This window comes from Vulcaniibacterium thermophilum (assembly GCF_007923255.1).
Lineage (GTDB): Bacteria > Pseudomonadota > Gammaproteobacteria > Xanthomonadales > Xanthomonadaceae > Lysobacter_F > Lysobacter_F thermophilum.
Genome location: NZ_VOHJ01000014.1, coordinates 60443 through 77215, shown reverse-complemented (window position 1 = coordinate 77215; position 16773 = coordinate 60443). Strand labels below are relative to the sequence as shown.

The 16773-nt window shown below is 72.4% G+C and carries 13 protein-coding genes; 9 read left to right on the top strand and 4 right to left on the bottom strand.

Annotated features, from left to right (window positions below; translation table 11 throughout):
* From FQY64_RS07650 to FQY64_RS07630, 5 genes are all read left to right on the top strand, one after another.
* The coding region (locus FQY64_RS07650) for a DUF2339 domain-containing protein (protein WP_146473535.1) at positions 1-2392 on the top strand (2392 nt) is incomplete at its 5' end.
* Positions 2389-3756, top strand: a complete 1368-nt coding sequence (locus FQY64_RS07645; RefSeq protein WP_146473533.1) for a DUF3999 domain-containing protein — start codon at positions 2389-2391, stop codon at positions 3754-3756. The genes FQY64_RS07650 and FQY64_RS07645, both read left to right, overlap by 4 nt.
* A gap of 130 nt (positions 3757-3886) precedes the next feature.
* Complete coding sequence (locus FQY64_RS07640) at positions 3887-5062, top strand: phosphoglycerate kinase (protein WP_146473532.1); 1176 nt, start codon at positions 3887-3889, stop codon at positions 5060-5062.
* A gap of 344 nt (positions 5063-5406) precedes the next feature.
* A complete protein-coding gene (pyk, locus tag FQY64_RS07635; protein WP_146473530.1) occupies positions 5407-6873 on the top strand; it encodes a pyruvate kinase in 1467 nt (488 codons plus the stop codon).
* A gap of 186 nt (positions 6874-7059) precedes the next feature.
* The gene (locus FQY64_RS07630) at positions 7060-8070 is read left to right on the top strand and encodes a class I fructose-bisphosphate aldolase (RefSeq protein ID WP_146473528.1); all 1011 of its coding nucleotides are present in this window, start codon (positions 7060-7062) and stop codon (positions 8068-8070) included.
* A 271-nt stretch (positions 8071-8341) separates the two neighbouring features.
* On the opposite strand, the gene FQY64_RS07625 is transcribed toward FQY64_RS07630, so the two are convergent.
* From FQY64_RS07625 to cysK, 4 genes are all read right to left on the bottom strand, one after another.
* Entirely contained in the window at positions 8342-8956 is a 615-nt protein-coding gene (locus FQY64_RS07625; protein WP_146473526.1) for a DUF6498-containing protein, read from the bottom strand.
* Positions 8953-9471, bottom strand: coding sequence for an O-acetyl-ADP-ribose deacetylase (locus FQY64_RS07620; RefSeq protein ID WP_146473524.1), 519 nt, complete (start codon positions 9469-9471; stop codon positions 8953-8955). Before FQY64_RS07620 ends, FQY64_RS07625 begins: the two co-directional genes overlap by 4 nt.
* A 7-nt stretch (positions 9472-9478) precedes the next feature.
* Positions 9479-9841 (bottom strand): ribonuclease E inhibitor RraB, encoded by a 363-nt coding sequence (locus FQY64_RS07615; protein WP_146473522.1) that lies wholly within the window; start codon positions 9839-9841, stop codon positions 9479-9481.
* Positions 9842-9922: 81 nt separating this feature from the next.
* Positions 9923-10891 (bottom strand): cysteine synthase A, encoded by a 969-nt coding sequence (gene cysK / locus FQY64_RS07610; RefSeq protein WP_146473519.1) that lies wholly within the window; start codon positions 10889-10891, stop codon positions 9923-9925.
* Positions 10892-11118: 227 nt separating this feature from the next.
* Between cysK and FQY64_RS07605 the strand changes: the two genes are divergently transcribed.
* From FQY64_RS07605 to FQY64_RS07590, 4 genes are read left to right on the top strand one after another with little or no spacing between them, the layout of a single operon-like run.
* Positions 11119-12180, top strand: coding sequence for an efflux RND transporter periplasmic adaptor subunit (locus FQY64_RS07605; protein WP_146473517.1), 1062 nt, complete (start codon positions 11119-11121; stop codon positions 12178-12180).
* A 4-nt stretch (positions 12181-12184) separates the two neighbouring features.
* Positions 12185-15310 (top strand): efflux RND transporter permease subunit, encoded by a 3126-nt coding sequence (locus FQY64_RS07600; RefSeq protein WP_146473515.1) that lies wholly within the window; start codon positions 12185-12187, stop codon positions 15308-15310.
* Positions 15303-15860, top strand: a complete 558-nt coding sequence (locus FQY64_RS07595) for a GNAT family N-acetyltransferase (RefSeq protein WP_146473513.1) — start codon at positions 15303-15305, stop codon at positions 15858-15860. Before FQY64_RS07600 ends, FQY64_RS07595 begins: the two co-directional genes overlap by 8 nt.
* Positions 15811-16662 carry a TrmH family RNA methyltransferase gene (locus FQY64_RS07590; protein ID WP_186760890.1) on the top strand — a complete coding sequence of 284 codons (852 nt, stop codon included), beginning with the start codon at positions 15811-15813 and terminating at the stop codon, positions 16660-16662. The genes FQY64_RS07595 and FQY64_RS07590 overlap by 50 nt, the downstream gene beginning before the upstream one ends.
* Positions 16663-16773: the final 111 nt, after the last annotated feature.

The window sequence follows — 16773 nt, the reverse complement described above, 5'->3', positions numbered from 1 at the left end:
GCCGCTGCCGCCTCGGCCCGCCCCCGCGCCACGGCCCGCGCCGCGGCCCGCCGCGCCCGATCCGGCGACGCTCGCGCTGCGCGCGGCGCGGCGCTGGCTCACCGAGGGCAACGTGCCGGTCAAGGTCGGCATGCTGGTGCTGTTCGCGGGCGTGGCGGCGCTGCTCAAGTACGCGAGCGACCAGGGCTGGCTGCGGTTGCCGATCGAGCTGCGCCTGGCCGGCGTTGCGTCGGCGGCGCTCGCCGGGTTGGTGTTCGCGTGGCGGCAGCGCGAGCGCCGGCGCAGCTTCGCACTGTCGCTGCAGGGCGGCGCGGTCGGCGTGCTGCTGCTGACCGTATTCGCCGCCGCCAGGCTGTACCGGCTGCTGCCGATGGAGGCGGCGTTCGCGCTGAGCGTGGTGCTGGTCGCCGCGCTCGGCGTGCTGGCGGTGGTGCAGAACGCGCGGGCGCTGGCGGTGTTCGGGTTGCTGGCCGGGTTCCTCGCGCCGCTGTGGCTTTCCACCGGTGAAGGCAACCACGTCGCGTTGTTCGGCTATTACGCGGTGCTCAACCTCGGCATCTTCGCGATCGCCTGGCGCCGCGCATGGCGGCTGCTCAACGTGCTGGGTTTCGCGTTCACGTTCGGCATCGGCGCGCTGTGGGGCGTGCTGCGCTATCGCCCCGAGCATTTCGGCACGACCGAGCCGTACCTGCTGCTGTTCTTCGCGCTCTACCTCGCGTTGCCGCTGCTGTTCGCGCGGCTGCGCGCGCCGGGGCGGCGCGATGCGATCGACGGCTGCCTGCTGTTCGGCACGCCGCTGGTGGCGTTCTCGCTGCAGGCGGGACTGCTCGACGGCGCGCGCCTGCCGCTGGCGTTCAACGCGCTGGGGCTGGCCGCGCTGTACGCGGTGCTGGGCGCGGCGGTGCGCCGCAGCGAGCGACTGGCGCCGTTCGTGCTGCCGTACGCGGTGCTGGCGGTCGGTTTCGCGACGCTGGCGGTGCCGCTGGCGTTGTCGGCCGAGGCGACCGGCGCGGTGTTCGCGCTCGAAGGCGCCGGGTTGGCGTGGCTGGGCGTGCGTCAGGGGCGGCGGCTGCCGCAGGCGTCCGGGGCCCTGCTGCAACTGGCGGCGGCGGTGGCGTTCGCGTTCGCGCTCGACGGCGGCGCGCGCGAGACGGTCGCGGTCGCCAACGGCACGTTCATGGCCGCGCTGCTGCTGGCGCTGGCGGGCTTCGCCAGCGCGTGGACCTACCACCGCGCCGGCGCCGCGGGTGCGGCCGGCGCGTACTACGCCTGGGGCCTGGCGTGGTGGCTGGCGGCGGGCGCGCGCGAGGTGATGCGGTTCGCCGGCGACGACGCGCAACCGGACGCGCTGCTCGCGTTCGCGGCGCTGACCGCGCTGCTGGCCGGCGAGGCGTTCCGGCGCGAGCGCGGCCGCGGTCCGGCATGGACGCTGGCGGCGATGCTGGCCGCGCCGCTGCTGCTGGCCTGGGTGCAGCGCGGGACGCACGGGCATCCGCTCGGCGGCGCGTTCGGCGCGCTGGCGTGGTTCGCCTATGCGCTGGGCGGAATGCGCGCGCTGACGGCGCTGCGGCAGCGCGGCGCCGACGATACGCGGTTCGCCGACGACGAGTCGGATGGCGGCGCGCGGCCGTTCGCGCACGTCGCCTGGCTCGCCGCGCTCGGGCTGGCGCTGTCGCTGACGCTGGAGGCGCTGGCGGGTGAGGCCGCGCTGGGTCAGGGCTGGCGGTTCGCGGCCGGCGCGCTGCCGTGGCTGGCGCTCGCCGCGCTGGTGGAATGGCGCCCGATGCTCGTCGCGGTGCCGTTCGGGGCGCGGTTCGAGGCCTGGCGCGACGCGGTGCGCGGCCTTCTGGCCGTGGGCTTCGCGCTCACCGCGTTCGTCGCGCTGTTCCTGCCGGGCGACTCGGCGCCGCTGCCCTACGCGCCGCTGCTCAATCCGCTCGATCTGGCGCAGATCGCCCTGCTCGGCCTGCTGGCGCGCTGGGCGCACGCGCTGCCGCAGGACCTGCGCGCGCGCCGCGGCGCGCTGCTCGCCGGTGCCGGACTTGCGTTCGTCACCGCGGCGACGTTGCGCGCCGCCCACCACTGGGCCGCGGTGCCGTGGGACGAGGCGATGTTCCGCACCGGCGTCGTGCAGACCGCGTTGACCGTGGTGTGGAGCGCGCTGGGCGTGGCGGGCTGGGTGCTCGGTTCGCGGCGCGGCGCGCGCGACGTCTGGCTCGGCGGCGCGCTGCTGATGGCGGTGGTGCTGGCCAAGCTGGTGCTGCTGGATCGCCAGCATCTGGGCAACCTGCTCGGCATCGTCTCGTTCCTGGCCTATGGCCTGCTGTGCACGGCGGTCGGCTACCTGGCGCCGGTACCGCCGCGTTCTTCCTCCAAGGAGCCTGCGGCATGAAACGCCTGGGATGGATCGTCTGCCTGCTGCTTCCGCTGCTCGCGCACGCGGCGCCGCGGCAGGACTACGCGCGGCAGTGGCCGCTGACGCTGGCGCGCGACGATGCCGGCGCCTACCGGGTCACGCTCGACGACACCGTGTACCGGCAGGCGCGCTCGCCGGCGCTGAAGGACCTCGTGGTGATCGACGCCGACGGCAATCCGGTGCCGACCGCGGTGTTCGCGCCCGAGCAGCCGCTCGCGCGCGCCACGCCCCGGCTGTCGCTGCCGTGGTTCGCGCTGCCGTCCACGCCGGCCGCCGACGGCCGGGCGTGGAGCCTGGTGAGCGAAGCGGATGCCGACGGCCGCCTGCGCCGGGTCGAGGCGCGCATGTCGCCGGGCATGTCCGACGACGCGCCGCGCACGGCGCTGCTGATCGACCTCAGCCGCGTGCGCGAGCCGGTCAACGCGCTGGTGCTGCACTGGGAACCGGTCGAGGCGCTGGACCTCGGCTACCGCATCGAGGCCAGCGACGATCTCGAACACTGGCAGGCGATCGCCGCGCGCGGCCGTCTGGTCGATCTGCAGCGCGAAGGGCGGCGCCTGCTGCAGCGGCGCATCGACCTGTTCGGCCTGATGCCGCATTACCAGCGCGCGCGCTACCTGCGACTGACGCCCGACCGGAGCGATGCGGTGTTCCGCATCACCGGCGTGGAGGCGGAACTCGCCTCGACCGCGCCCGAGACGCCGATGCGGTGGATCGAGCTGACCGCCGCGCCGATGCGGATCGATGAACGCACGGCCTACGCGTACACCCTGGAGGGGCCGTTCCCGGTGCGCGCGGTGGACGTGGCGTTGCCCGGCAACCACGCCGTGCGCTGGCAACTGCACAGCCGCGCCGACGAGCGCGCGCCCTGGCAGGGCCGCATCTACGACGGGATGACCTGGCGGCTGGCGCCCGCGACCCGCTCGCAGGCGCGCGCGCTCGGCACGGTGGTGCGCGACCGCCACTGGCGTCTGGGCACCGACGGCGCCGCGGGCGCGCTGCCGCGCCTGCGGCTGGGATACCGCCCCGAGGTGGTGGTGTTCGTCGCCCAGGGCCGGCCGCCGTATGCGCTCGCCGCCGGCAGTGCGCGCGCGAGCCGCGCCGAGGCGCCGCTGGGCGAACTGGTGGCCGCGGTGCGGCGTCAGCGCGGCGAGGACTGGCAGCCCGCGCCGGCCTACCTCGGCCCGCCGCAGATGCTGGCCGGCGATGCCGCGCTGGAAGCGCCGCGCGACTGGAAGACCTGGCTGCTGTGGGGCGTGCTGGTGCTCGGCGCGCTGCTCGTCGCCGGCTTCGCGCTGAGCCTGCTGCGCCGGCCGCGCGCCGCCGGGTCCGCGGCCTGAGCGGCCGCACGCCGCCGCGCCCGCCTGCACGCGCCCCTGCGCGACCGCCGCTAGAATCCGCACCGCACTCGCAGGCCCCGTCGCGCACGGGGCCTGCGCCTTCATGCCGACCCCTCACAGGAGCCTTCCCATGCCCATCCTGCGGATGACCGATCTCGACCTCACGGGCAAGCGCGTGCTGATCCGCGAGGATCTCAACGTGCCCATCGAGGACGGCCGGATCACCTCCGAGCAGCGCATCGCCGCCGCGCTGCCGACCCTCAGGCTGGCGCTGGAGAAGGGCGCCGCGGTGATGGTCACCTCGCACCTCGGCCGTCCGAAGGAAGGGCAGTGGAGCGAGGCCGACTCGCTGGCGCCGGTGGCGAAGCGGCTGTCGGAACTGCTCGGCCGCGAGGTGCCGCTGGTGCGCGACTGGGTCGACGGCGTCGACGTGCAGCCGGGCCAGCTCGTGCTGCTGGAGAACTGCCGCATGAACGTCGGCGAGGGCAAGGACGACGAGCAGCTCGCGAAGAAGTACGCCGCGCTGTGCGACGTGTTCGTCATGGACGCGTTCGGCACCGCGCACCGCGCGCAGGCCTCGACCCACGGCGTCATCCGCCACGCCAGGGTGGCCTGCGGCGGCCCGCTGCTGATGGCCGAGCTCGACGCGCTGGCGAAGGCGCTCGACAACCCGGCGCGTCCGTTGCTGGCGATCGTCGCCGGCTCCAAGGTCAGCACCAAGCTGGAACTGCTGACCAATCTCGTCGACCGCGTCGACCAGTTGATCGTCGGCGGCGGCATCGCCAACACCTTCATCGCCGCGGCCGGCCACCCGGTCGGGCGCTCGCTGATCGAGAGCGATCTGATCGACACCGCGCGCAGCATCATGGCGCATGCGCGCGAGAACGGCGCGGAGATTCCGCTGCCGACCGACGTGGTGGTCGCGCCCGAGTTCAAGGCCGACGCGCCGGCGATGGTGAAGCCGGTGGAGGAGGTCGGCGGCGAGGACATGATCCTCGACATCGGCCCGCAGACCGCCGCCCGCTACGCCGAGCTGGTGCGCGACGCCGGCACCGTGGTGTGGAACGGACCGGTCGGGGTGTTCGAGTTCGATGCGTTCGGCAAGGGCACCGAGGCGATCGCGCGCGCCATCGCCGGATCGGACGCGTTCTCGATCGCCGGCGGCGGAGACACGCTCGCCGCGGTGGACAAGTACGGCATCGCGGGACAGGTGAGCTACATCTCCACCGGCGGCGGCGCGTTCCTCGAGTTCCTCGAAGGCAAGGAACTGCCGGCGGTGGCCGCGCTGAAGGCGCGCGCGGGCTGAGCCGACCTGCGCGCCTGCGGCGCGCCCCCACCCCAACCCCTCTCCCGCTCGCGGGAGAGGGGCATCTCTGCGTGGCGACGCCAGGGCACGGCTTGTCTCCCTCTCCCCCGACTCGTCGGGGGAGAGGGTTGGGGTGAGGGGAACGCGCCGCAGGCGCGGCCGCATTGGTCGGGCGCGCGTGGGACCACGGCCCTGCGACGTGTCGTCGCTGACGCATGAGATCGCTCGCTGTTTCCCTGCTCCCAGCCGCCCTGGATTCGTATTCACCCGCGTCCCGCAAGCGCGGCGATACCGCCGCGCGAGGCGTGTGCTAGCGTTCCGGCAGGTCGAACGCTCCACTGCCCATGACAGAACGCCGCCGCCGCACCAAGATCCTCGCCACCCTCGGTCCCGCGACCGATCCCCCGGGCGTGCTCGACGCGCTGCTGCGCGCCGGGGTGGATGTGGTGCGGCTGAACTTCTCGCACGGCGATCCGTCCAGCCAGATCGCGCGCGCGCATGCGGTGCGCGAGGCGGCCAAGCGGGTGGGCGTGGAGGTCGGCATCCTCGCCGACCTGCCGGGGCCGAAGATCCGCATCGAGCGCTTCGCCCAGGGCCGCGTGCAGTTGAGCGCGGGACAGCGCTTCGAGCTGATCGCGCGCGCGGACGCGCCGCCGGGCGACGAGACCGCGGTCGGCGTGAGCTACCTCGGTCTGGTGAACGATGTCGTCCCCGGCGACGTGCTGCTGCTCGACGACGGCCTGGTGCAGCTTCGCGTGCAGGCCGTGGAAGGCGAGCGCATCGTCACCGAGGTGATGAACGACGGTCCGCTGTCCGACCGCAAGGGTCTCAACAAGCTCGGCGGCGGGCTGTCGCTCGGCGCGCTGACCGACAAGGATCGCGAACTGATCGGCGTGGCCGCGCGCATCGGCGTGGACTTCATCGCCGTCTCGTTCTGCCGCAACCGCGCCGACATGGAGGAAGCGCGCGCGATCGCGCAGGCGGCCGGCAGCGACGCCGCGCTGGTCGCCAAGATCGAACGCGCCGAAGCCATCGAGAACCTGGCCGAGATCATCGACGCCAGCGACGTGGTGATGGTCGCGCGCGGCGACCTCGGCGTGGAGATCGGCGATGCCGAGTTGCCCGGCCTGCAGAAGAAGATCATCCGCGAGGCGGTCGGCTGCAACCGTGTCGTCATCACCGCCACGCAGATGCTGCAGTCGATGGTCGACAATCCGATTCCGACCCGCGCCGAGGTGCTCGACGTCGCCAACGCGGTGATCGATGGCACCGACGCGGTCATGCTGTCGCAGGAAACCGCCGCCGGCCGCTATCCGATCCGCGCGGTGGAGGCGATGGCGCGCATCTGCCTGGGCGCCGAGCGCCAGTTCGACCACGACACCGACTTCGAGGCCGCGCCGCGCAACCTGCAGCGCGCCGACCAGGCGATCGCGATGGCGGCGATGTTCCTGACCGAGCACATCGGCGTGCGCGCGATCGTCGCGCTGACCGAATCCGGCGGCACCGCGCGCTTCCTGTCGCGCTTCCGTTCGCACGCGCCGATCTATGCGTTCTCCCGCCACGACGGCGCGCGCCGCAAGATGGCGCTGATGCGCGACGTCTACCCGATCGACTTCGACAGCCGCGGCCTTGCCGCCAGCGCGGCGGCCCGCAGCGCCGCCAAACGGCTGTTCGACATGGGCTTCCTCGAGGAAGGCGACCGCCTGATCTTCACCAGCGGCGACACCATGGAGCGCCACGGCGCCACCAATACGCTGCGTCTGTTGCAGATCGGCCCCGACGGCCGCGCCGAGGGCCTCGGCGAGCTGTAGCCCGTTATAGCAGCGGCTTCAGCCGCGACCCTGACCTCAACGGCCGTCTCGTCGCGGCTGAAGCTGCTCTGCGACCGGGTGGGGCAGGATGCCATGCGCAAGTGCCTGATTTTCGGGGATTGAATACGTCTACACGGGCCCGGCGGCTATAATCCCGGGCTTTCCCAGCCGCTCCCGAAGGACACCATGAGCATCGAACAGCTTGCCGAGACCGCCCGCGCGATGGTCGCGCCGGGCAAGGGCATCATCGCGATCGACGAGTCCACCAGCACCATCGCCAAGCGCTTCGCCGCGGTGAACGTGGAGAACACCGAGGAGAACCGCCGCGCCTACCGCGAGCTGCTGCTCACCACGCCGAAGCTCGGCGAGTACATCTCCGGCGCGATCCTGTTCGACGAGACCATCCGCCAGTCGACCCGCGGCGGCGTGCCCTTCACCAAGGTGATGATGGACAACGGCATCATCCCGGGCATCAAGGTCGACAAGGGCCCGCATCCGCTGGCCGGCTTCCCGGGCGAGGTCGTCACCGAGGGCCTCGACGGCCTGCGCGACCGGCTGAAGGAGTACGCCCAACTCGGCGCCCGCTTCGCCAAGTGGCGCGCGGTGATCCACATCGGCGAGGACATGCCGTCGGGCACCTGCATCGAGGCCAACTGCCACGCGCTGGCGCGCTATGCCGCGCTGTGCCAGGAGCAGGGCCTGGTGCCGATGGTGGAGCCGGAAGTGCTGATGGACGGCGACCACGACATCGAGACCTGCTACGAGGTCACCGAGGTCACGCTGCGCTCGCTGTTCGACTCGCTGTACCAGCACAACGTGATGCTGGAAGGCACGATCCTGAAGGCGTCGATGGTGCTGCCGGGCAAGGACTGCACGGAAAAGGCGTCGGTGGAGGAAGTCGCCGAGAGCACGCTGATGTGCCTGAAGTCGTCGGTGCCGGCGATCCTGCCGGGCATCGTGTTCCTGTCCGGCGGCCAAAGCGACGAGGAGGCCACCGCGCACCTCAACGCGATGAACCAGATGGGGCCGAATCCGTGGCCGCTGTCGTTCTCCTACGGTCGCGCGATGCAGCAGGCCGCGCTCAAGCTGTGGGCGCAGGACATGCAGGGCAACTGGGCCAAGGCGCAGGAGACCGTCTACGCCCGCGCCCGCGACAACGGCCTGGCCGCGCTGGGGCAGTGGAAGAAGGCGGCCTGATCGCCGCGACGCGTCGCTCGGAAACGCCGGCCTCGCGCCGGCGTTTTCTTTTGGAGGCCACGCGACCTCGCAAGTGGAAGCCCTCCCCTTCAAGGGGAGGGTTTGGGAGGGGTGGTGTTGGAGCGAGGCTGCGCAGCGAACCCCATCCCCACCCCGGCCCTCCCCTTGAAGGGGAGGGGGGAAGGGGAGGGGAAGCGCCCGCGTCGGTGTCCTGCACGCACCGGGCTCCGCGGACGGCCAGCGGGCCCCGGCTGCGCTGCGCTTAGCCGGGCTACCGGGCCCCGCCCGCGGCCGCGCGCAGGGCGGAGCGTTCGGCGATGCGGCGGTCGACGATGTCGAGCAGCACGTCCGAAGCGGTCTTGAGCAGGGTGAACACCAGCAGCATCCACGGCCCGGTGCTCTGCGCGCCGAGCAGGATCGCCAGGTGCATCGGCACCACGCGCAGGTAGGGCGTGAACATCAGCGCGCCGAGGTTGGGGCGGCCCTTGTGGTCGGACGCGTGCTGCGCGGCATAGGTCGCGCGCTGCGACAGCACGAACGACACGCCGCAGGCGAGCAGGACGGCGGCATCGCGCCATTCGCCTACCGGGTGGCGGTCGAACAGGAACACCAGATAGCCGACGTGGAAGAACCCGTAATGCAGGGCGAAGAAGTTCGCCGTGGAGCGCTTGCCGCTCTCGTCCTCGGGCACGCGGCGGCCGTTGGAGGTGAAGCCTTCGGTGCTGAAGCGCACCAGCGCGAGCATCCGCCTGCGCGCGTACCAGCCGATCACCACGCTCTGGATCCAGTACGGCCACAGCAGCCAGCCCGCGTCCCACTCCAGCAGCAGCGCGGCGGCGAGCGTGGCGCCGTTGGCGAGCAGCAGGTTGCGGACCGGGCGGCTCATCCGCATCCGAGCGCCTCGCGGTACAGGCGCAGCATGTGCGCGTCGAACGCGCAGAAGATGACGCGGTCGAGCCTACGCGCGTTCCAGCGGCGCACGCTGTCCACCGCCAGCGGCACCGCCCGCTGCGGAGGAAAGCCATAGGCCCCGCAGCTGATCGCCGGAAACGCGATCGAGCGCAGGCCGTGGTCCTCGGCGAGCGCCAGGCAGGCCTGGTAGCAGCGCGCCAGCAACGCGTCCTCGTCGTGGCCGCCGCCGCGCCAGACCGGGCCGACGGTGTGGATCACGTGCCGCGCGAGCAGGCGGTGGCCGCCGGTGATGCGCGCCTCGCCGGTGGGACAGCGCACGCCGGGGGCGACTTCGGGGATGCGACGGCATTCGGCCAGCAGGCCGGGGCCGGCGGCGCGGTGGATGGCGCCGTCGACGCCGGCGCCGCCCAGCAGGGTTTCGTTGGCCGCGTTGACCAGCGCATCCACCGCGAGGGTGGTGATGTCCGCGTGCAAGGTCTCCAGCCGCATACGCGCGTCAGTCCGGATGCGTCGCCGGTTCGACCGGCCCCACGTCCATGCCGTCGTAGGCCTCCAGCCCGTGCGTCTCGGCGAAGCGGTGCAGCGCGCGGTTGCGCGCGTCGAGCGAGTCGACGCTGTGGCGCTCGTCGCGCTCCACGTGCAGCCACCAGCTCTCGGCGCCGTCGGGCGTCTCCGGCTCCGCCGGGAACAGGGCGACGACACGGTAGCCGTCGGCCTCCAGCAGCGGCGCCACGCGCTCGAGCCGCTGGCGGTCCGGATCGGTGAAGTAATAGCCCCAGCGCATCGGGCCGGCGAGATCCCAGTCGGTGTTCTCGCCGATGCTGTCGAACAGGTCGACGAGCTGTTCCCGGGTGATCATGCGGCCTCCTCGCGACGGGGAGGCCGCACGATAGCATCGTGACCGCGGTCGCGGATTGCCGCGCTTCGGCGCGCGCGCCGGTCAGGGCAGCCCGGCCTCCACCTGCTGCAGCCATTCGTCGTCCGAGCCTTCGCCGACGCCTTCGAACAGGAAGGTGCTCAGGTAGCGCTCGCCGGTGTCCGGCAGCATGGCCAGGATCACCGCGCCCGGCCGCGCGCGACGCGCGACGTCGAGCGCCGCTGCCACCGTGGCGCCGGCCGAAATGCCGACGAACAGGCCTTCCTCCTGCGCCAGCCGGCGCGCGGTGTCGCGCGCCAGCACGTCGTCGACCGGCACCACCTCGTCGGCGACGTCGCGGTTGAGCACCTCGGGAACGAAGTCCGGCGTCCAACCCTGGATCTTGTGCGGCTGCCATTCGCTGCCGGACAGCAGCGCGGCGCCCGCGGGCTCGGAGGCGGTGATCCGCACCTCCGGACGCGCCAGCCGGAGCATCTCGCCGACGCCGGTCAGGGTGCCGCCGGTGCCCCAGCCGGTGACGAAGTGATCGAGCCGGCGGCCGGCGAAGTCCTGCAGGATCTCCGCCGCGGTGGTGCTGCGATGGAACGCCGGATTGGCGGGATTGACGAACTGGCGCGCCAGGAACCAGCCGTGCTTCCTCGCCAGTTCCTCCGCCTTGCGCACCATGCCGCTGCCGCGTTCCGCCGCCGGGGTGAGGATCACCTTCGCGCCGTAGGCGCGCATCAGCTTGCGGCGCTCGATCGAGAAGGTCTCGCTCATCACCGCCACGAAGCGGTAGCCGCGCGCCGCGCACACCATCGCCAGCGCCACGCCGGTGTTGCCCGAGGTCGCTTCGACCACGGTGTCGCCGGGTTTCAGCAGGCCTTGCGCCTCGGCATCGAGCACGATCGCCAGCGCCAGGCGGTCCTTGACCGAGCCGCCGGGGTTGAACGCTTCGACCTTGGCGTAAAGCGTGACGTGATCTGGCGCGATGCGATGCAGGCGCACGATCGGGGTGCGGCCGATGGTATCGAGGATGCTGTCGTGGATCATGGCGGGGCCTGCGTCGGCGCGTGGGGGAGCGGCATACCGTGCAACATGGCACTGGTCGCGTCGAGGCCGGGCGGATGACCATCGGTTGGGGCGTCATACCGGCCGGTTCTATGGTCGTGCCGGCCGCCCGCAGCCACGGTGCCGTCGCCCCCGCTGGCTATCATCCCCGGGCCCGCCCCTCGGAAGGATCCGAAGGTCCAGCACCCACCCCTCTTCTGTGGAGCCGCATGCGAGTCCTCACGCGTCTTTTCCTGTCGTGCGCGTTTCTGATCGTCGCCGCCGCCTGCCAGCGCGAGGGCAGCGGGCAGGCGCGCGAAGGCGAGCGCCCGATCCCGGTCACCCTGCGGACGCTGCAGCCGCAGCCCTGGACCGACACCCTGGTCGCGCTGGGCACGGTGAAGGCGCGCGAGTCGGTGACCGTGACCGCCAAGGTCAGCGAGACGGTGCAGCAGGTGCACTTCGACAGCGGCGACTACGTGCGCGCCGGCGCGCCGCTGGTGACGCTGAGCGGTCAGGCGCAGCGCGCGCAGCTCGCCGAGGCGGAAGCGGCCGCCGCCGAGGCCGAGCAGCAGTATCGCCGGCTGAGCGAGCTGGCGCGCGGGCAACTGGTGGCCCGCTCGCAACTGGACACCCAGCGCGCCGCGCGCGACGCCGCCCGCGCGCGGGTGGCCGAGGTGCGCGCGGCGATCGGCGATCGCGTGATCCGCGCGCCGTTCGCCGGCGTGCTCGGCATCCGCCAGGTCAGCCCCGGCGCGCTGGTGACGCCGGGCACGGCGATCGCCACGCTCGACGCCATCGACCGCGTGTACGCCGACTTCCCCGTGCCCGAGACCGCGCTGGCCAGCGTCGCCGTGGGCCAGCGCCTGGTGGCGCGCGGCGCGGTGTATCCGGGGCGCGAGTTCGAAGGCCGCGTGAGCGTGGTCGACGCGCGGGTGGATCCGGCCACGCGTTCGATCGTCGTGCGCGGCGAGTTCGACAACCCCGACCGCGCGCTGCGCAGCGGCATGCTGCTGGAAGTCACCCTGCTGCTGCCCGAGCGACGCGCGCTGGTGGCGCCGGAGATCGCGCTGGTGCAGGTCGGCACCGACACGTTCGTCTACCGCGCGCGCCCCGACGGCAGCGTGGAGCGGGTCGGCGTGAAGGTGGGCGCCCGTCGCGACGGGCGGGCCGAGATCGTGTCGGGCCTGAAGGCGGGCGACCGCATCGTGGTCGACGGCACCGGCAAGCTGCGCGACGGCGCCCGCATCGTCGAGGCGAAGGCGCCCGCGGCCGGCGCCGCACGGAGCTGAGGCCATGACGCTGTCCGATCTCTCCATCCGCCGCCCGGTGGTCGCCACCGTGATGAGCCTGCTGCTCATCGTGCTCGGCTTCATGGCGTTCACCCGCCTGACGCTGCGCGAGCTGCCGGCGATCGATCCGCCGGTGGTCTCGGTGGACGTCACCTACCCCGGCGCCTCCGCGGGCGTGGTGGAAACGCGCGTGACCCAGATCCTGGAGGACGCGCTCGCCGGCATCGAGGGCATCGAGACGATCGAGTCGCGCAGCGTCAACGGACGCGCGTCGATCACCATCGAGTTCACGCCCCACCGCGAGATCGAGGCCGCCGCGAACGACGTGCGCGACGCCGTCAGCCGCGTGGCCAACCGGATGCCGGAAGAGGCCGATCCGCCGCAGGTGGAGAAGGTCGAGAGCGACGCCGAGGTGATCCTCTGGCTCAACATGAGCTCGACCGCGATGGACACGCTGCAGCTCACCGACTACGCCGAACGCTACGTGGTCGACCGGCTGTCCGCGATCGACGGCGTGGCGCAGGTGCGCGTCGGAGGCCAGCAGCGCTATGCGATGCGCATCTGGCTCGACCGCGACGCGCTGGCCGCGCGCGGGCTGACCGTCAACGAGGTCGAGAGCGCGCTGCGCGCGCAGAACGTCGAACTGCCGGCGGGGCGGCTGGAATCCGACGCGCGCGACTTCACCCTGCGCGTGGCGCGCGGCTACGAGACACCGGAGGACTTCGCGCAGATGCCGATCGGCAAGGGCGCCGACGGCTACGTGATCCGGCTGGGCGACGTGGCGCGCGTGGAGCTCGCCTCCGCCGAGCGGCGCGCGTACTTCCGCAGCAACGGCGAGCCCAACATCGGCCTCGGCATCGTCAAGACCTCGACCGCCAACAGTCTCGACGTCGCACGCGCCGTGCGCGAGGAGGCCGAACGTATCCGCGAGACGCTGCCGAAGGGCACCAACATCTTCGTCGCCTTCGACACCACCGTGTTCATCGAGAACGCGGTCGAGCGCGTCTATGCGACGCTGTTCGAGGCGATCGTGCTCGTGCTGATCGTGATCTGGCTGTTCCTCGGCAGCTTCCGCGCCGCGCTGATCCCGGCGGTGACCGTGCCGGTGTGCCTGGTGGCGGCGTTCATCCCGCTGCTGCTGTTCGGCTTCTCGATCAATCTGCTGACGCTGCTGGCGCTGGTGCTGTGCATCGGCCTGGTGGTGGACGATGCGATCGTGGTGCTGGAGAACATCCAGCGCCGCGCCGACCTCGGCGAGCCGCCGCTGGTGGCCGCCGCGCGCGGCACGCGCCAGGTGGCGTTCGCGGTGATCGCCACCACCGCGGTGCTGGTGGCGGTGTTTCTGCCGGTCGGCTTCATGGAGGGCAACACCGGGCGGCTGTTCCGCGAACTGGCCGTGGCGCTGGCCGGCGCGGTGGCGATCTCGGCGTTCGTCGCGCTCTCGCTCACGCCGATGATGTCCTCCAAACTGGTGCGGCCGCACGCCGAGCAGAAGAGCAACCGCGTGGCGCGCTGGGTCAACGCGCGCCTGGACGCGTTCACCGCGCGCTATCGGCGCTGGCTGGATCGCAGCGTGGAGCGCCCGTGGCTGTTCGGCGCGCTGATGCTGGCCGCGCTGGCGGCGAGCGCGCTGCTGTTCCGCCTGGTGCCGAGCGAACTGGCGCCGACCGAGGACCGCGGCGCGTTCTTCGTCTCGATCGTGGGACCGGAAGGCGCGGGTTTCGATTACACGGTCGGCCAGATCCATCAGGTCGAGAACATCCTGCTCAGACACGTGGGCGAGAACGGCCCGATCCAGCGCGTCAACACCCGCGTGCCCGGCGGCTTCGGCGCCAGCGAGGAGATGCACACCGGCCAGGCGATCGTGTTCCTGCGCGAGTGGAGCGAGCGCGACGTGAGCACGGACGAGGTCGTCACCTCGCTGCGCCGCGAACTCGGCGCGCTGCCCGGCGTGCGCGCCAATCCGCAGGTGCGCACGGGCCTCGTGCGCAGCCGCGGGCAGCCGCTGCAGATCGTGCTCGGCGGTCCGGAATACGCCGAGCTCGCGCAGTGGCGCGACCGTCTGCTGGCGCGCATGGAGCGCAACCCGAGGCTGTTCTCGGTCGATTCCGATTACAAGGAGACCCGTCCGCAGATGCGCGTGCAGATCGACCGCCAGCGCGCGGCCGATCTCGGCATCGCGGTGGCCGACATCGGTCGCGCGCTGGAGACGCTGATGGGCTCGCGACGGGTGACCACGTTCGTGCAGAACGGCGAGGAGTACGACGTGATCCTGCAGGCCGGCCGCGAGACGCGGATGACGCCGGCCGATCTCGGCGCGATCCAGTTGCGCGCCGCCGGCGGCGAACTGGTGCCGCTGTCGAATCTGGTCACGCTGCACGAGCTGGCCGAGCCCGGCAGCCTCAACCGCTTCAATCGCCTGCGCGCGATCACCATCAGCGCCGGCCTGGCGCCGGGCTACAGCATGGGCGAGGCGATCGAGTGGGCGCGCCAGGTCGTGCGCGAGGAGCTGCCGGAGCACGCCCAGATCGACTGGAAGGGCGATTCGCGCGAATACCTCAAGGCCGGCGGCACGGTGCTGCTGACGTTCGCGCTGGCGCTGCTGATCGTCTATCTGGTGCTCGCCGCGCAGTTCGAGAGCTTCATCCACCCGTTCGTGATCATGCTGACGGTGCCGCTGGGCGTGCTCGGCGCGCTGATCGGTCTGGCCGTCACCGGCGGTTCGCTCAACCTGTTCAGCCAGATCGGCATCGTGATGCTGGTCGGCCTGGCGGCGAAGAACGGCATCCTGATCGTCGAGTTCGCCAATCAGCTCCGCGACGAGGGCCGCAGCATCCATCAGGCGATCGTCGAGGCCTCGGCGGTGCGCCTGCGGCCGATCCTGATGACCTCGGTCGCCACCATCGCCGGCGCTGTGCCGCTGGTGCTCGCCGGCGGGCCGGGTTCGGCCAGCCGGGCGGCGATCGGCATCGTGGTGATCTTCGGCGTGGCGTTCTCGACCCTGCTGTCGCTGTTCGTGGTGCCGGCGTTCTACGTGCTGCTGGCGCGCTACACCCGCTCGCCGCAGGCGCTGGCGCACGAGCTGGAGCGGCTGGAGACGACCACGCCGCAGGCGGGCGGCCATGCCTGACGCGCCCTTCGCTCACCCCATCGCGGTCGATGCGCGCACGCGGCTGCGTCCGTGGCGCGCGGACGACCGCGCGGCGCTGCTGCGTCATGCCGACGATCCGCAGGTGTCGCTCGGACTGCGCGACCGCTTCCCGTACCCGTACACCGCGCAGGACGCCGAACGCTTCCTCGGCGGCCAGGTGCTCGATCCGCGCGAACCGGCGTTCGCGATCGAGATCGACGGCGAGGCCTGCGGCGGCGTCGGCCTGCATCCCGGGCAGGACGTCGAGCGCCACAGCGCCGAGATCGGCTACTGGCTGGGCCGCGCGCATTGGGGGCAGGGACACATGACGCGCGTGCTCGGCGCCTTGGTGCCGTGGGCGATGCGGACGCTGGCGCTGTACCGCGTATGGGCGAAGGTGTACGCCAACAATCCGGCCTCGGCGCGGGTGCTGGAGAAGGCCGGGTTCGCGTTCGAGGGCCGCATGCGCTGCGCGATCGTCAAGCGCGGCGAGCTGCTCGATGCGCTGCTGTACGCGCGGACGCGGAGGTCGCTCGATGAGACGCTCTAGACCGCCGGGGTCCGTGCCGCCTTCGCGCAGTCGGCCGGAGCCGGCGCCGCGCGAATCCCGCGCGCCGGCGGGCGAGGCGCGCGAGCTGCGGCTGTACGGCCTCAACGCCGTGCGTGCGGTGTTCGCCCGCCGTCCCGAGGCGATCCGCAAGCTCTATCTGACCGAGGCGCGCATTCCCGCGCTGCAGCCGCTGCTGAAGTGGTGCGTCGCGCACCGCGTCGGTTATCGCGTGGTCGAGGAGCAGGATCTGCAGCGGCTCGCCGCCAGCGCGCACCACGAAGGCGTCGTCGCCGACGTGCTGCGCGAGGAGCCGCAGCCGCTTTCGGCGTGGTTGCGCGATCTGCCGGAAGGCCCGTCGCTGGCGCTGTGGCTGGACGGCGTGGGCAATCCGCACAACTTCGGCGCCATCCTGCGCTCGGCGGCGCACTTCGGCGTCGCCGCCGTGCTGCTGCCGAAGCATTCGACCCTGGCGCTGTCCGGCGCCGCCGCGCGAGTGGCCGAGGGCGGCGCCGAAGCGGTGCCGCTGGTGCGCCTGGGACGCAGCGACAACGCCCTCGCCCAACTGCGCGGGGCGGGCTTCGCGCTGGCGGCGACCGTGGTGGAAGGCGGCGCCGACCTGTTCCGCACGCCGCTGCCGGAGCGGCTGGTCTACGTGCTCGGCGCGGAGGGCGAGGGCATGGACCGCGACTTCGCCGCCGCCTGCGACCTGCGCCTGTCGATCCCCGGCACCGGCGCGGTGGAAAGCCTCAACGTGGCCGCCGCTACGGCCGTGCTACTCGCGCAGTGGGCGCGAAGCCGGTAGCCCGGGAAGGGCGAAGCCCGCACCCGGGTGTGAAAGGCCGGCTACCGGAAGCCCTCCCCTTCAAGGGGAGGGTTTGGGAGGGGATGGTGTTGGAGCGGGCTACGGAACGAA

Coding starts and splice junctions, on each gene's coding strand:
- cysK (WP_146473519.1), bottom strand. CDS start 10,891: ATGATCCACGACAGCATCCTCGATACCATCGGCCGCACCCCGATCGTG.
- FQY64_RS07625 (WP_146473526.1), bottom strand. CDS start 8,956: ATGAGCCGCCCGGTCCGCAACCTGCTGCTCGCCAACGGCGCCACGCTC.
- FQY64_RS07615 (WP_146473522.1), bottom strand. CDS start 9,841: ATGATCACCCGGGAACAGCTCGTCGACCTGTTCGACAGCATCGGCGAG.
- FQY64_RS07600 (WP_146473515.1), top strand. CDS start 12,185: ATGACGCTGTCCGATCTCTCCATCCGCCGCCCGGTGGTCGCCACCGTG.
- FQY64_RS07590 (WP_186760890.1), top strand. CDS start 15,811: ATGCGCTGCTGTACGCGCGGACGCGGAGGTCGCTCGATGAGACGCTCT.
- FQY64_RS07630 (WP_146473528.1), top strand. CDS start 7,060: ATGAGCATCGAACAGCTTGCCGAGACCGCCCGCGCGATGGTCGCGCCG.
- FQY64_RS07605 (WP_146473517.1), top strand. CDS start 11,119: ATGCGAGTCCTCACGCGTCTTTTCCTGTCGTGCGCGTTTCTGATCGTC.
- FQY64_RS07640 (WP_146473532.1), top strand. CDS start 3,887: ATGCCCATCCTGCGGATGACCGATCTCGACCTCACGGGCAAGCGCGTG.
- FQY64_RS07620 (WP_146473524.1), bottom strand. CDS start 9,471: ATGCGGCTGGAGACCTTGCACGCGGACATCACCACCCTCGCGGTGGAT.
- FQY64_RS07595 (WP_146473513.1), top strand. CDS start 15,303: ATGCCTGACGCGCCCTTCGCTCACCCCATCGCGGTCGATGCGCGCACG.
- FQY64_RS07645 (WP_146473533.1), top strand. CDS start 2,389: ATGAAACGCCTGGGATGGATCGTCTGCCTGCTGCTTCCGCTGCTCGCG.
- pyk (WP_146473530.1), top strand. CDS start 5,407: ATGACAGAACGCCGCCGCCGCACCAAGATCCTCGCCACCCTCGGTCCC.